This is a genomic window from Pseudomonas sp. RW407 (assembly GCF_003176655.1).
Lineage (GTDB): Bacteria > Pseudomonadota > Gammaproteobacteria > Pseudomonadales > Pseudomonadaceae > Pseudomonas > Pseudomonas delhiensis.
In genome coordinates this window covers 646,114-660,243 of sequence record NZ_QGSL01000029.1, presented here as the reverse complement: position 1 = coordinate 660,243, position 14,130 = coordinate 646,114, and the positions used below count along the sequence as shown (strand labels likewise).

The following is a 14,130-nucleotide window of genomic DNA, read 5'->3' as shown; positions in this document are numbered from 1 at the left end:
CCTCAGAGCGGTTCGGCGAGGCTTTCCAGGTAGGCGCCGAAGCCGCCGTGGGCGCGGTAGTCGCGGCGGGCGCTGGTGGTCACGCAGGTCTGGTGCGTCCAGACGATGCGGGCGCCGCAGCGCTCCAGGTCGCGCACCAGGTGCAGGTCCTCGTCGCAGGGCAGCGGGCGGAAGCCGCCGGCGCGGCGATAGGCGAGGGCGCACACGCCCAGGTTGGCACCGTGCACGTGGCGGTGGCCCTCGCGGGGCTGGTAGTGGCGCAGGTAGCGCGCCCGCACTTCGGGGGCATGGGCCGACCAGTCGTCCAGGCGCACCGTGCCGCACACTGCCTCGGCGCCGAAGGCCAACTGGCGCACCAGCCAGTCGGGGCCGACGCAGCTGTCGGCGTCGGTGCAGGCCAGCCAGCGCGCGCCCAGGCCCAGCAGGTGCTGGGCTCCGGCGCGGCGGGCCTGGCCGACGTTGCGCGCCGCCAGCGGCAGCACCGCCACGCCCAGCTCGGTGGCGATGGCCGCGCTGCCGTCGGTGCAGCTGTCGAGCACCGCCAGCACGCGCACCGGCTCGCCGCCCAGGGCCGGGTGCCGGGCCGCTTCCAGCAACGACAGCAGGCAGCCGCGCAGGCGGCCTTCCTCGTTGTGCACCGGCACCAGCACGCCGATCACGGGGCGGCTCCGGCGCTGTCGTCGAACCACAGTTCCAGGCGGAAGTCCGGCTCCAGGTGGCGGACCCGCGCCGGCGCGCCCATGGCCTCGGCGAGCAGGGCATGGACGTCGTCGCCGGCCATCTCGCAGCCCGGGATCGGGTGGCGCCAGTGGCAGGCCACCAACGCGCCGCCGCGTTCCAGGCTGGCGGCAGCGCGTTCGCAGGCCAGGCGCCAGGCCGGCGGGGCGAGGTAGTAGCCCAGCTCGCCGAGCACCACCAGGTCGAAACGGCCGGCGGGCCAGTCCTGCGGCAGGCCGCCCTGGCGTACGCGGGCGTGGTCGCAGCTGGCCAGGCGCTGGCGCGCCAGGCCCACGGCGGTGGCGCTGGGGTCGCTGCACAGCAGCTGGTCGCAGCGCTGCGCCAGTTCGATGCTCAGCTCGCCGTTGGCGCAGGCCGGCTCGAAACCGCGGGCGAAGCGCGGGCGCGGCAGGCAGGCCAGCAGCAGCGAGCGCTTGCGCCGCTCGTACCAGCGGGTGCGGAAGGCCCAGGGGTCGGGATCGCCGGCGTACAGCGCCTCGAAATGGCTAGCGGGCAGGCTCACAGGAAGTACACCTCGAAGGGTTGGCTGAGGGTTTCCAGCAGGTGCGGGCCGAGGATGGGGCCGGCGCCGCGGCTGGGGTCCGCCTGCAGTTGGCTGGCATGGGCAGCGATGGCCCGGCGCTTGCGCCACAGGGCGCGCTCGTCCAGGTCCAGGCGCCGGGCCCGCGCCCAGGGCAGGCGCGGGTCGCCGGGCTCGGCCCAGTGCCAGGCCCAGATCGGCACTTCGCAATGGCGTGCGCCGCGGGCGGCGGCCGCCGCCGCGCAGGCCAGGCCGACCTGTTCGTGGTCCGGGTGGCCGTCGTGGCGCCAGGTGCTGACCAGCCTGTCGCCGGGGCGCAGCAGGCCGCGCAGGGCGGCGTCGAGGGTGGCCGCAGCGACCTGGCCATCGGCCATGCGCAGGCGTCGCCAGTGCAGGCGGGGCAGGTCCAGGCCGAGGCGGGCGAGGGCCTCGCGGCTCTCCTGCGGGCGCACTTCGCGCAGGCGCTCGCGGGGCCACAGGGGCGAGCCGGGGTGGCTGGCCTCGCCGTCGGTGACCGACACCAGCAGCGTCTCGCCGGCCAGGGCGCCCAGGCTGGCCAGCAGGCCGCCGCAGCCCAGCACCTCGTCGTCGGGGTGCGGCGCCACCAGCACCAGGCGCCCGCCGCCCAGCAGCGCCGGCGGGGTAATCCGCGGCAGGCGCTGCAGGCCCGGCCAGGTGCGCCAGGCACCGGGCGCGGTGCCGGCGCCGGCCGCGGCGATCGGGTCCTGTGCCGCGCTCATAGCGCCCAGGCCTCGGTGGCCTGGGCGGTCAAGCGCAGCCCCAGGCAGGCCAGGTCGCGCTCGCCATGGCTCTGGCGCAGGAACACCGGCAGGTCGGCGGCCAGTTGGGCGAAGTGGTGGTCGCGGCAGAAGGGCGTGGCGCCCAGGGCACGGCCGACGTGCCACTGCACCGCCTCCACGGCGCCCTCGACCTGGGCCCGCACCCGCCGTGCGCCGAGTTCGGCGCAGGCGCCGGGGTTGTCGTCGATCCAGCTGGCGCATTCGCGCAGCGCGCCGGCGGCGCCGGCCAGGGCAGCGTCCACCGCGCCCAGGTGGGCCATGGCGTGGGGATCGTCGGTATGCCCATGGTGCAGGTAGCTGGCCAGGCGGCTGGCGGCGCCGTACCAGCAGGCGGCGATGCCCGCCGCGCCGTGCCAGAAGCCCGGGCGCTCCAGGTAGGCCAGCGGCCCGCCGACGCAGCGCGCCTCGGCCGCCTCGAAGGTAACCTCGACGCTGGCGGTGGCGGCCATGCCCACGGCGTTCCAGCCGCCCTTGGCGACCCGCACGCCGGGCTGCGCCAGGTCCACCGCCACCAGCTGCGGGCGCTCGTCCTCGTCACGGACGCTGACCAGGGCGCGGTCGACCTGGGCGGCACCGGAGCACCAGGGCTTGACCCCGCTGATGCGCACCTCGTCGCCCCGGCGCGCCTGGATGCGCACCAGCCGGGCCGGTGGGTCGGCGGCCCACACCGCCCAGATGCCGGGGCGGCGCGGCACCTCGGGGGCCAGTTCGGCGAGGATCGCCAGGGCGTCGGTGTGGCCCTCGTACAGCTTGAGCAACGACAGGTCGCTGCCGGACACCGCCGCCAGCGCCTGCCAGCGCTGCAGGGTCAGGCCGCTGCCGGGGCGGGGCAGTTGGTCGAGGCCGGCGGCGCACAGCTCGCGCAGGCGGCTGCCCAGGGTGGCCGGCTGGCGGTTGAGGTCGCGGGGGAGTTCGAAGTCGGCGAGGGCCTGCAGCAGGCCGATGGGCAGGTCGTGGGGCATGACGGCTCCGGCGAAGGTCGTTTCCCAGCCGACTGCCACGCAGCGCCGCAGGTTCAAACCGAACGCCGAACGCGCCGCCTGCGCACCGCCGGGGAAAAAAGCCTGAACTCCGCCGCCGCGCCCGCCCCCAAGCAAGAGCCAGCGCGCGCCATGGGCGCCGCCCACCTGATCAGGAGATGGACAGATGACACAGAAGAAAGAGTCCGGCAAGCACAGCCAACTGGCGGGGACCCAGACCACCGACCGCGGCAACGGCAACGGCAACGAGAAGCTCGAACAACTGGAGCGCTACCGCGAGGACGCCACCGGGCAGCCCCTGACCACCAATACCGGCACGCGCATCGCCGACAACCAGAACACCTTGAGCGCCGGCCCGCGCGGCCCCTCGCTGCTCGAAGACTTCATCATGCGCGAGAAGATCACCCACTTCGACCACGAGCGCATTCCCGAGCGCGTGGTCCACGCCCGTGGCTCGGCGGCCCACGGCTACTTCGAGGCCTACGACGATTGCAGCGCGCTGACCAGGGCGGCGTTCCTCGGCAAGGCCGGCAAGCGCACCCCGGTGTTCGTGCGCTTCTCCACCGTGCAGGGGCCGCGCGGCTCGGCCGATACCGTGCGCGACGTGCGTGGCTTCGCGGTGAAGTTCTACACCGAGGAGGGCAATTTCGACCTGGTGGGCAACAACATGCCGGTGTTCTTCATCCAGGACGCGATCAAGTTCCCCGACTTCGTCCACGCGGTGAAGCCCGAGCCGCACAATGAGATCCCCACCGGCGCCTCGGCCCACGACACCTTCTGGGACTTCGTCTCGCTGCAGCCGGAGTCGGCGCACATGGTCATGTGGCTGATGTCCGACCGCGCCATCCCCATCGCCTACCGCAACATGCAGGGCTTCGGCGTGCACAGCTTCCGCCTGGTCAACGCCAATGGCCAGAGCACCCTGGTGAAGTTCCACTGGCGGCCGAAGTCCGGCACCTGCTCGCTGGTCTGGGACGAGGCGCAGAAGCTCGCCGGCAAGGACCCGGACTTCAACCGCCGCACGCTCTGGGAAGACATCGAGAAGGGCGACTACCCCGAATGGGAGCTGGGCGTGCAGCTGATCGCCGAGGACGACCAGGACAAGTTCGACTTCGACCTGCTCGACGCCACCAAGCTGGTGCCCGAGGAACAGGTGCCGGTGCAGGTGCTCGGGCGCATGGTGCTGGACCGAAACCCGGACAACTTCTTCGCCGAGACCGAGCAGGTGGCCTTCCACGTCGGCCACATAGTGCCGGGCATCGACTTCACCAACGACCCGCTGCTGCAGGGCCGGCTGTTCTCCTACACCGACACCCAGCTGCTGCGCCTGGGCGGGCCGAACTTCAACCAGATCCCCATCAACCAGCCGCTGTGCCCGTTCCACAATAACCAGCGCGACGCCTTCCACCAGCACACCCTGCATCGTGGGCGGGCCTCCTACGAGCCCGACTCCATCGACGCCGGCTGGCCCCGGGAGACGCCGCCGGCGGCGCGCCAGGGCGGCTTCGTCAGCTACCATGAACCCATGACCGGCACCAAGGTGCGCGAGCGCCCGGACTCCTTCGGCGACCATTTCAGCCAGGCCGCGCTGTTCTGGCACAGCCTGAGCGAGGCCGAGCAGAACCACGTGGTGGCGGCCTACGCCTTCGAGCTGGGCAAGGTGGAGCGCCAGGCCATCCGCGAACGCGAGGTCAACGAGGTGCTGGCGAACATCGACGCCCAGTTGGCCGCCCGGGTGGCCCAGCGCATCGGCGTGCAGGTCACCGCCCGGGCCCCGCGGCGCACGCCGCCGCAGCCCTCGCCGGCGCTGAGCCAGGTGAACCTGCTGCCCGGCGACATCCGCTCGCGCAAGGTGGCGATCCTGATCGCCGACGGCGCCAGCGAAGGCGAGGTCGGCGACATGCTCCAAGCCCTGGGCGCGGAGGGTGCCAGCGCCAAGCTGATCGCGCCCACGGCGGCGCCGGTCAAGGCCGACAGCGGCGCCACCCTGACGCCCCAGGGCACCTGGGACGGCCTGCCCTCGGTGGCTTTCGACGCGGTCTACGTGCCCGGCGGGGTGGCGGTCACCCTGGGCGTGGACGGCGCCGGCATGCACTACCTGCTGGAGGCCTACAAGCACCTCAAGCCGCTGGCCTTCAGCGGCGACGGACAGGCCCTGCCGGGGCAACTGGGCCTGCAGCCGGACGACGGCGTGGTGATGGGGGCGACGGTGGCGGACGTGTTCGGCGGGTTGAAGAACGCCTTGCTGCAGCATCGTATCTGGGCCAGGGAAGCGCAGGTGGGGGCGGTGCCGGCGTGAGGTGAGCCCGGGTGGGAGCGCGGTGTTTGGGCCAGCGGCGGATAACCGCGAACGGTTATTCGCCCTACAGGCCGGCTGACGCAGCGTTATCCGCCAACACCGCGAGGCGGTGGATGCGCCGCGCGAGGACGGGTTCCTCGCCCGCCAGGCGCGGCGGGAGAGGAAATGACCTCGCGCCGGGGCGCCATCCACTGCACCGGTCCACTGGCAGAGAGCCTCCGGAGGCGAGGATGAAAAGACGCTACAGCCTGCTCTTGTCGAGCGTCCTGGCGATCCTGGCGTTGCTGCTGGTCGCGCATGTCGCGTTGCCCTACGTGATCCGCGACTACCTCAACGGCAAGCTCGACCGGATGGGCGACTACCACGGCCAGCTCGCCGACGTCGATCTCGCGCTGTGGCGCGGGGCATACCGGATCAATGGCCTGAAGATCGTCAAGGTCAACGGCAAGGTGCCGGTGCCGCTGCTGGACGCGCCAGTGATCGATCTGTCGGTGAGCTGGCACGCGCTGTGGTACGACCACGGCATCGTGGCGCGGGTGGTCTTCCTGCGGCCGCAGCTGAACTTCGTCGACGGTGGCGACCGCCAGGGCTCCCAGAGCGGCGCCGGTACCGACTGGCGCGAGCAACTGGACAAGCTGCTGCCCACCACCCTGGACGAGGTGCGCATCGAGGACGGCCGCATCCACTTCCGCAATTACCGCTCCAGGCCGTCGGTGCATCTCACCGCCAGCGCGGTGCAGGCGAGCCTGTACAACCTGACCAACGTGGCGGACGAGAAGGGCAAGCGGGTGGCCCGCTTCGAAGGCCATGCCCGGCTGTTCGGCCAGGCGCCGCTGGAAGTGCAGGCGTCCTTCGACCCCTTCTCCGACTTCGAGGACTTCGTACTGCGCCTGCGGGCCAGCGACGTGGAGCTGCGGCGGGTGAACGACTTCGCCTCGGCCTACGGCAAGTTCGACTTCAACCAGGGCCACGCCACGCTGGTGATCGAGGCCACGGCGGACAAGGGGCGGCTCAGCGGCTACATCAAGCCGCTGCTGCGCGACGTCGACGTGTTCAACTGGCAGCAGGACGTGGAGGAGAAGGACAAGGGCCTGTTCCGCTCCATATGGGAAGCCCTGGTCGGCGGCGGCGAGACGCTGCTGAAGAACCAGCGCAAGGACCAGTTCGCTACCCGCGTCGACCTCAGCGGCAACATCCATGACCAGGACGTCAGCGCTTTCCAGGCCTTCCTCGGCATCCTGCGCAATGCCTTCATCCAGGCGTTCAATGCGCGCTACGAGCGTTCCGCGCCCGAGGACTGAAGCGCCCGCTCAATGGCTGGTGGAGTCCCGGCTGCCGCCTTGCGCCTGTGGGTGGGCGAAGGCAGCCGTCGACTGGCGTTCGGCGCTGCGCTGCGGCGTGGGCATTGCCTCGACGTTGCGCAGCTCGCGGACCGGGAAGGCGAAATCGACGCCCAGCTCCTTCACCCCGGCCAGCAGCCGGAGGTTGATCTGCTGCTGCACGTCCATGTAGCGGTTGTAGTCGGCCGTCTGCATGATGTAGACGACCTCGTAGAGCAGGCGGCTCTCGTCGAAGGCGAGGAAGTGGGCACGGTCGAACTTCGCCTCCGCCTGGGCGTCGATGATTTCCTTCACCAGCTCCGCCACCGCCTTCGCCTTGTCGGCCGAGGTCCGGTAGCTGATGCCGAACTGGAAGACGATTCGCCTGGTGTTCATCCGCTTGTAGTTATGCAGCGTCTGCTTGAGCAGTTCGGTGTTGGAGCAGACGATCTGCTCGCCACTGAGGCTGCGGATGCGCGTGGTCTTGAGCCCGATGTGCTCGATGGTGCCCGCCACGTCGCCGAACACGATGAAGTCGCCGATCTCGAAGGGCTTGTCGAAGCCGATCGAGAGTGACGCGAACACATCGCTCAACAGGGTCTGCACGGCGAGCGCCACCGCGATGCCGCCCACGCCCAGGCTGGCGACCAGGGCGGTGATGTCGACGCCCAGGTTCGCCAGGATGGAAAGCAGCATCACGGCCCAGACGACGATCAGGATCACCACCGAGAGGAGAGTCGTCATCACCGGGTTGCGGATGCCCCCGAAGCGCGAGCGGGCCAGCTCCCCGGTCCACAGGCGCACGCAGGCGTCGAGCCACAAGGCCACCTGCAGCGCCAGGACGACGAACCAGCCATGGGCCAGCGCCGCCTCCCAGTTGGCGGGGAAGGCGACGAACTTGAGGGCCAGCATCAGCGAGAAGACGAATAGCAGGAGGTTGCTGGTCCTGTTCGCGATGGCCGAGGCATAGCGGGCCCATTGGCTCGTCCGCGCCTCCAGGCGCTTTCTCAGGGACCCGAGGAGCAAGCGAAGCAGCCCGAATGCGACCAGGACGGCGACCGTCACCAGCAGCAGGTGGCCGAGAAAGGCCAGGTCGGGCCAGGCATTCAGCGGCGCCATGGTATTCCCCCTTGTCGACTCGTCTGAGTAGTTTTGTCGGGGCGTGGCGGGAGAAGTTCAGGAAAATGCCCCGCTGCGCCCCGGGCGGGGCGCCCGGCACCGCCGGGGAGATGTTCTGAACTCTCGGCCGCGGCGCTTTTCCACCGAGGGCGACACCAGAGAGGCTTTGGGGGCTCAGCCCCGGGAGAGAACGTGATGAGCAGCAAGAACACCATCGTGCAGAAACCCCGTCCCGGTCCGGTGGCCGAACATGACGACCCGCCGAAGGCGCCGGTGCGCGAGCGCCGTGGCGAGCCGCGCCGGCCCGGCCCGGTCATCGAGACGCCCGAGGAGGATGCCGACGACTCGGGCGACCCTTGCGCCAGCACCCCGGAATACGAACCGGACGACGTCGACATCCAGGGGATCGGCGATGAGAAGCGCCCCGGCTAGGGGGCAGGGGCGGGCCTCCCGGGCCGCGCGCGGCGGGGCCCGCCCCGGGGGCGCCGCCCAGGAGATGCCCAAGGCCCCGTCCTTTTCCCGCTTCGCCCAGTGGCTCTCGATATGGGCCGGACGCCCGCCGACCTTCGCCGTGGCCTGCGCCCTGCTGGTGGCCTGGGCCGTCAGCGGGCCCTTCTTCCACTTCAACGACACCTGGCAGCTGGTGATCAACACCTCGACCACCATCGTCACCTTCCTCATGGTGTTCCTCATCCAGAACACCCAGAACCGCGACACCGACGCCCTGCACATCAAGATCGACGAGTTGCTGCGCACCACCCGCGCGGCCCATGACGCCCTGATGGGGCTGGACGAGCTGGACGCCGAGCAGTTGCAGAAGCTGCGCGACACCTACCAGCGCATGGGCGAGGACGCCGGCGCCGGGGAAACGCCCCAGTGCGTGGCCGACGAGGAGCAGGCCGAAGGCGACGAACCGCCACCCCGCTGACAGCCACCGACACCCGCCGAGGACCACCGCCATGCCAAGCCTTCGCACCCTCCGTCTCTGCCGCGCCTTGCCGTGCCTGGAGGACGATGGCTGCGAGGCGCAGCCGTCGCCCGTCGACTGAGCGCCGGCCCATGGGCTTCAACCAGTGGCTGCTGGTGCTCGGCGGCATCCTGCTCACCCTCGGGCTGACTTCCGCCTACCTGCGCCTGCTGCCGGTCAGTTCCTCGCTGCTTTACCTGCTGTTCGGCCTGGCCATCGGCCCGCTGGGGCTGGACCTGTGGCAGGCGGACATCGGCCGCATCAGCCCCTGGCTGGAGCACCTGGCCGAGGCCACGCTGCTGATCTCGCTGTTCATCGGCGGGCTGCGCATGCGCCAGAGCCTGCGCTCGCCGGTGTGGACCGCGACCTGGCAACTGGCCGGGCCGGTGCTGCTGGGCTGCATCGCCGGCAGCGCGGCGCTGGCGCACTACCTGCTGGGCCTGGACTGGGGCCTGGCGCTGCTGGTGGCGGCGATCCTCTCGCCCACCGACCCGGTGCTGGCGAGCATCGTCCAGGTCGACGACGCCAGCGACGACGACGGCCTGCGCTATGGCCTGTCCGGCGAGGCCGGGCTGAACGACGGGGTGGCCTTTCCCTTCGTCGGCGCGGCCTTCCTGCTGGTCACCGAGCCCCCCGGCGGCGCCCCGGCGCTGCTCCGGCAACTGCCGCACTGGCTGCTGCTGGACGTGCTCTGGGCCATACCCGCCGGGCTGCTCACCGGCTACTGCCTGGGCTACGGGGTGGGGCGCCTGGCCATCCACCTGCGCGCCCGGCACACCGACACCAGCGTGTCGGCCAACGATTTCCTCGCCATGGCGCTGATCGCGCTGTCCTACGTGGGTGCGGAAAGCCTCGGCGGCTGGGGCTTCCTGGCGTGCTTCGCGGCTGGCATCGGCTTGCGCCACGCCGAGGTGGCCACCATCGGCAAGCGCGAGGACCCGGCCGAAGCCCAGGCCGAGGCCGCGCACATCCGCGAGGCGGGGCAGGCCCACGGCGCCATCGCCTTCGGCGAGGATCGCAGCGAACACCCCAGGGTCGCCGCCGGGGCGGTGATGCTCGACATCCTCTCCTTCGGCGACCTGCTGGAGCGCTCCCTGGCGTTGCTGCTGGTGACCCTGCTTGGCGCGCTGCTGGCCAACCACTGGGACTGGCGGGCGCTGCCCTTGGCGCTGGGGCTGTTCTGCCTGCTGCGCCCGGCGCTGGTCTGGCTGCTGGTCACCCGCCGCGCCCTGGCGCCCCGGCAGCGCTGGCTGCTGGGCTGGTTCGGCATCCGCGGCATCGGCAGCCTGTTCTACCTGTGCCACGTGCTCAACCAGGCCGACGCGCCCCGGGCGCTGGGCGCCGCCAGCGACCTGGTGCTGAGCGTGGTGGCGCTGAGCATCTGCCTGCACGGGCTGACCACCCAGCCGCTGCTCGACCGCTACGAGCGCGCCCAGCTCAGTTGCCGCCCTCGGGAATGATGGAGATCTTGCCGTTCTTCTCGAGGATGGCGAAGCGGGTCTGCTCCATGCGCTCCAGGCCCTGGGTCTGGCGCGCGGCGAGCAGGATGTCCTCCTCCCGCAGGCGGGCCTCGGCCAGGCGCGCGCGCAATGGCCGGCCGTACTCGACGATGAGCGTCGGCGAGCCCTCGATCAGCCGGTCCACCGCCGGGTGGCGCAGCTTGAGCAGCGACAGGCCGACGTCGATGACGATCAGCGTGACTATCACCAGCGCCGCGTTGATCAGCGAGAAGTCGTTGCCCAGCAGGGCCTGCTGGGTGGCCTCGCCGATGATCATCAACAGCAGCAGGTCGAAGGTGGTGATGTCAGCCAGCGACCGCCTGCCGGCGATGCGGAAGAGGATCAGCAACAGCAGGTAGATGGCCGCGGCGCGCAGGACGGACTCCATGGGGCACCTCCTCAGGGGTAGATCAGCTGGTTGAATTCCAGGGCCTGGCCGGCGCCTTCCACCCGGTAGCCGAGCAGGCCCGGCTCGTCGGGCAGCAGGGTCAGGAACAGGTGCCACTCGCCGCGCTCGTCGTGCCGCCCGCGCAGGGCCAGGCCGCCGCGCCAGCTGTCGCCGCGCAGCATCGGCTGCAGGCTCTGCACGCTCTGACGGGCGAGGAAGTCGCCGCCCAGGCGCAGCTCGGCCGGGCTGCCGGGGGCGCCCCGCAGGCGCACGTGCAGGTTGTGGCTGGCGCCGATGCGGCCGAAGCGCTCGTATTCGACCTGCAGCCGGCCGTCCTGGCTGGCCAGCTGGCGCGAACTCAGCGGGCCGCTGGCGAACAGGCCACTCAGGGCCACCAGCACGATGCCCAGCAGGACGACCAGCCCCAGGCGTTCCAGGCGCCAGGCGCGGCGTTGGCTGGCCATGTGCTCGTCGACCGGGTAGCTGCGTTCGCGGAACGCCTGCGCGGGCTCTGCCGGAGGGAGGCGGGGAGGCTCTGTCATGGCGGGTACCTTCGTTTGGCCGCTCTTTTGCTGCGACTGCGACGGCGCCGCTTGGTGCCGGCCAGCTTACCGGCGGAAGCGCTGGGCATTTTGCAGCGCGGCCGCGGGCGGGCAGCGCATTCTGCTGATGTCGCCCTGCCATGACCCGCGGCGCGGGTGCTCTGCGCCGGGGGCCGCGCCCGGCGCGGGGGTGGGCGTGGTTCTTGCTGGACTAGAGGAAGGAAGCATTCACCGACGGGGGACGAGCCATGAGCGAAACGGACAAGGTCGTACTGCTGCTCGCCGAGCAGGCCGACCAGTTGTGGCGCCTGGAGCAACTGCTGCTGGACCACGGCTACGCGGTGCTGAGCGCCGTGGACAGGATACAGGCGCTGGAGCACCTGTCCTCGTCGGTGGTGATCGACCTGATGCTGGTGGACGAGCCCTTCGCCGGGCCGCTCACCGGCGCCGCGCTGATCGAGTCCTGCCTGCCGCTGCGCCCGCTGATGCGGGTGCTGGTGCTGACGCAGAACACGGAGCGTTCCACGTTGCACGCCCAGGCCTACCCGGTGCTGCTCAAGCCGGTGGGCCTGGAAGAGCTGGGCCTGGCGATCGCCGTGGCGCTGCGCAGCCCGCCCGTGCAACCCTGGCTGTGAGGGGCGCGCCTGCCGCGGCGAACGGGCCTGAGCCCGGCCATTCCCTGCAACCGCCTTCGCGGAGGAGGACACCCATGGGCAACAGACCCCTGTACCTGGTCAGCTACATCCTCGACGACCAACCCACCACCCTGGCGCTGCACCGCGACGGCGAGCTCGATGCCGGCGCGGCACTGGACTTCCTGCAGGGGCTGCACGGCCCCGCCGCGCGCATCAGCGACGTGCAGGTGAGCCGGGTCAAGCGCAGCCAGGAGCGCGACACCACTCCCGGGCACTACCGCCAGCCCTGAGCCTTCAGGCCAGGCGGCGCAAGGTCAGCAGCACCGCGGCGATGCGCTCCACCTGCCGGTAGGCAGGCTGCTCCAGTTCCTCGCCGAACACGTCCGGGTCCAGTTCCTCGTAGCGCCATTCCCAGCCGGGGCGGGCTGCCAGCAGCCGGCTCGCCTGGCGCCACAGCTGCGCCTCGCCATCGATGACCGCGGCGCCCGTGTAGAGCAGCAGGCTGCCGCCGGGCGCCAGGCGGCCGAGGGCGCTTTCGAGGATGCGCAGCGACAGCTCCGCCCCCTGGGAACCGCCGCCGTGGCGGTAGGTACGCTGGGCTGGGTCGAGCATGTAGGGCGGGTTGGCCACCATCAGGTCGAAGTCGCCGGCCAGGCCCTCCAGCAGGTCGCTGCGGCGCACCTGCAGCTGCGGCGCCTCGGCCAGCAGCGCGTTGACGCGGGTGAAGGCCAGGGCGTGGGGGTTGATGTCCACGGCGTGCACTTCCGCCCGCGGGCAGGCCCCGGCGAGGAGGATGGCGCCGGGCCCGGCGCCGCAGCCGATGTCCACCGCACGGTGGACGTCGCGGCTGTCCAGTGCCTGCAGGTGCTGGCCGATGGCGCGGGCGAAGCGGTAGGTGTCGGGGCCGAAGAACACCGCCTCGGCCTCCTGGGTGGGGTAGGCCGAGTGCACGAACAGCTGGTCCTCCAGGCTCGACCAGCGCACCTTGCTGCGCCAGTGGCGGCCGTCCCAGTGCAGCAGGTCGGCGGCCGCCAGCAGGGAGAACAGCGGGCGCTCGAGCTGGCCGTCGGCGAAGGGCCGGCTCCAGCCGAAGATGTCGCGCAGGTCACGGGCCAGGGCGTTTTCCTCGCGGGCATCGACCCGCGCATGGGTGGCCGGGCTCACGGTGACGAAGGCGTAGCCTTCCCGGCGCAGGCGCAGCCCCAGCGCCAGCAGGGCCTCCAGGCGCGGTGGCAGCGCAGTCATGGGGCCACCCCCAGGTCCTGGCTGAACAGGCGGGTGGCCAGCAGGCCGAGGGGCGTCCAGTGGCGCTGCGGGGCCAGCAGCGGCAGCAGGTGCTGGCGACGCTGGTGCGGCACCAGCTGGGCCAGTTCGCGGCGCAGCCGGCGTTCCTCCTCGTCGAGGTCGGCCGGCGCCGGCTCCAGCGCCAGCGGTCGCGGCGGCGCGTGCCGGGCCGGGGCGGGCGAGGGCGCCCAGCTGCCGGCTATCCAGTCGTGCAGCAGCTGCTGCTCGTAGCCATCGAAGACGCCGAACATGGCGGCGTCGGGGCCGCTGACCAGGCGCCAGAAGCGGCTGCGCGCCGGGTCGGCGTCGCGCAGGATCCAGCCTTCCTGCTGCAGCGCCCGCAACAGGGCGGCCACGCCCCAGGGCTGGGCCAGCCACTGGTTGAGGGTGCGGCCCTGGATGCGCGCGCGGTCGCTGTGCTGGTGGCGGGCGAAGGGCTGCTTGCGCTCCAGCATGGCCAGCAGTTCGTGGTCCAGGTCGAAGCCGTCGATCACCTGGGTGCTGGACAGGCCGACGTCGTTCAGCCCCATGCCGGCCCGCACCCGGGCGAGGAAGGCCGCGCGCCGCGGCTTGTCCGGCAGGTGGTTGAACAGTGTCTGCAGGGCCCGCCGGGCATGGCCGCAGCTGGCGTTGTCGATGGTCACGTGGAGGCGGAAGTAGGTGGGGTCTATGCCCAGTTCCTGCAGTTCCCAGGTAGTCACCAGCAGGTGCAGCGGCGGTAGTTCGTAGCCCAGGTTGTAGCCGATCAGCTCGGGCAGGCGCTGCCCGGCCAGGCAGCCCAGCGCCAGTTGCACCGTGCCCTGCAGGTAGTGCTCGACGGACAGGTCGGACGTGCCGGCGCAGCCCAGGCTTTCCAGCAGGTGGCGGTAGATCAGCACATGGTTGCAGCCGGCCACGCCGCGGCCCAGCTCCTCCAGGTAGGTGTGCACCAGCGGCAGCAGCCGGGCGTCGCCGGCATGGGCCAGCACGCCGTACAGCCAGGCGCCGTCCACCAGCTTGGTGGGGGCCACGCCGCGCAGGAAGTGGAGCGCGTGGGCACG

General features: G+C 71.6%; 16 protein-coding genes. 7 read left to right on the top strand and 9 right to left on the bottom strand.

What is annotated here, in order from left to right:
• Positions 1–2: 2 nt before the first annotated feature.
• From DK254_RS03820 to DK254_RS03805, 4 genes are read right to left on the bottom strand one after another with little or no spacing between them, the layout of a single operon-like run.
• Positions 3–659, bottom strand: a complete 657-nt coding sequence (locus DK254_RS03820) for a glycosyltransferase family 2 protein (protein WP_109932344.1) — start codon at positions 657–659, stop codon at positions 3–5.
• Positions 656–1,240, bottom strand: a complete 585-nt coding sequence (locus DK254_RS03815; RefSeq protein WP_109932342.1) for a bifunctional 2-polyprenyl-6-hydroxyphenol methylase/3-demethylubiquinol 3-O-methyltransferase UbiG — start codon at positions 1,238–1,240, stop codon at positions 656–658. The genes DK254_RS03820 and DK254_RS03815 overlap by 4 nt, the downstream gene beginning before the upstream one ends.
• On the bottom strand, positions 1,237–1,998 hold the full coding sequence (locus DK254_RS03810) for a PIG-L deacetylase family protein (RefSeq protein WP_109932340.1): 762 nt from the start codon (positions 1,996–1,998) through the stop codon (positions 1,237–1,239). Before DK254_RS03810 ends, DK254_RS03815 begins: the two co-directional genes overlap by 4 nt.
• Complete coding sequence (locus tag DK254_RS03805) at positions 1,995–3,020, bottom strand: acyl-CoA dehydrogenase family protein (RefSeq protein ID WP_256595794.1); 1,026 nt, start codon at positions 3,018–3,020, stop codon at positions 1,995–1,997. The genes DK254_RS03810 and DK254_RS03805 overlap by 4 nt, the downstream gene beginning before the upstream one ends.
• Before the next feature lie 184 nt (positions 3,021–3,204).
• Between DK254_RS03805 and katE the strand changes: the two genes are divergently transcribed.
• Positions 3,205–5,337: a catalase HPII gene (katE, locus tag DK254_RS03800; protein WP_109932338.1), complete on the top strand. Its 2,133-nt coding sequence runs from the start codon at positions 3,205–3,207 to the stop codon at positions 5,335–5,337.
• Positions 5,338–5,567: 230 nt separating this feature from the next.
• Positions 5,568–6,638 (top strand): DUF748 domain-containing protein, encoded by a 1,071-nt coding sequence (locus DK254_RS03795; protein ID WP_109932336.1) that lies wholly within the window; start codon positions 5,568–5,570, stop codon positions 6,636–6,638.
• 9 nt (positions 6,639–6,647) lie between these two features.
• Here the strand turns inward: DK254_RS03795 and DK254_RS03790 are convergent, their stop codons facing one another.
• Positions 6,648–7,775: a mechanosensitive ion channel family protein gene (locus DK254_RS03790; protein ID WP_109932334.1), complete on the bottom strand. Its 1,128-nt coding sequence runs from the start codon at positions 7,773–7,775 to the stop codon at positions 6,648–6,650.
• A gap of 195 nt (positions 7,776–7,970) precedes the next feature.
• Between DK254_RS03790 and DK254_RS03785 the strand changes: the two genes are divergently transcribed.
• From DK254_RS03785 to DK254_RS03775, 3 genes are all read left to right on the top strand, one after another.
• On the top strand, positions 7,971–8,207 hold the full coding sequence (locus tag DK254_RS03785) for a hypothetical protein (protein WP_109932332.1): 237 nt from the start codon (positions 7,971–7,973) through the stop codon (positions 8,205–8,207).
• 64 nt (positions 8,208–8,271) lie between these two features.
• Positions 8,272–8,703 carry a low affinity iron permease family protein gene (locus DK254_RS03780; protein WP_109932330.1) on the top strand — a complete coding sequence of 144 codons (432 nt, stop codon included), beginning with the start codon at positions 8,272–8,274 and terminating at the stop codon, positions 8,701–8,703.
• A gap of 131 nt (positions 8,704–8,834) precedes the next feature.
• Positions 8,835–10,202 (top strand): sodium:proton antiporter, encoded by a 1,368-nt coding sequence (locus tag DK254_RS03775; protein WP_109932328.1) that lies wholly within the window; start codon positions 8,835–8,837, stop codon positions 10,200–10,202.
• Here DK254_RS03775 and DK254_RS03770 read toward each other — a convergent pair.
• Positions 10,180–10,629: a DUF421 domain-containing protein gene (locus DK254_RS03770; RefSeq protein ID WP_109932326.1), complete on the bottom strand. Its 450-nt coding sequence runs from the start codon at positions 10,627–10,629 to the stop codon at positions 10,180–10,182. The genes DK254_RS03775 and DK254_RS03770 overlap by 23 nt on opposite strands.
• 11 nt (positions 10,630–10,640) lie before the next feature.
• The gene (locus tag DK254_RS03765) at positions 10,641–11,171 is read right to left on the bottom strand and encodes a hypothetical protein (RefSeq protein ID WP_109932324.1); all 531 of its coding nucleotides are present in this window, start codon (positions 11,169–11,171) and stop codon (positions 10,641–10,643) included.
• A 248-nt stretch (positions 11,172–11,419) separates the two neighbouring features.
• Between DK254_RS03765 and DK254_RS03760 the strand changes: the two genes are divergently transcribed.
• Both DK254_RS03760 and DK254_RS03755 read left to right on the top strand, forming a co-directional pair.
• On the top strand, positions 11,420–11,806 hold the full coding sequence (locus DK254_RS03760) for a response regulator (protein WP_109932322.1): 387 nt from the start codon (positions 11,420–11,422) through the stop codon (positions 11,804–11,806).
• 74 nt (positions 11,807–11,880) lie between these two features.
• Positions 11,881–12,096 (top strand): hypothetical protein, encoded by a 216-nt coding sequence (locus tag DK254_RS03755; RefSeq protein ID WP_109932320.1) that lies wholly within the window; start codon positions 11,881–11,883, stop codon positions 12,094–12,096.
• Positions 12,097–12,100: 4 nt separating this feature from the next.
• Here the strand turns inward: DK254_RS03755 and DK254_RS03750 are convergent, their stop codons facing one another.
• Positions 12,101–13,051 (bottom strand): class I SAM-dependent methyltransferase, encoded by a 951-nt coding sequence (locus DK254_RS03750; RefSeq protein ID WP_109932318.1) that lies wholly within the window; start codon positions 13,049–13,051, stop codon positions 12,101–12,103.
• The coding region (locus DK254_RS03745; protein ID WP_109932979.1) for an iron-containing redox enzyme family protein at positions 13,048–14,130 on the bottom strand (1,083 nt) is incomplete at its 5' end. The genes DK254_RS03750 and DK254_RS03745, both read right to left, overlap by 4 nt.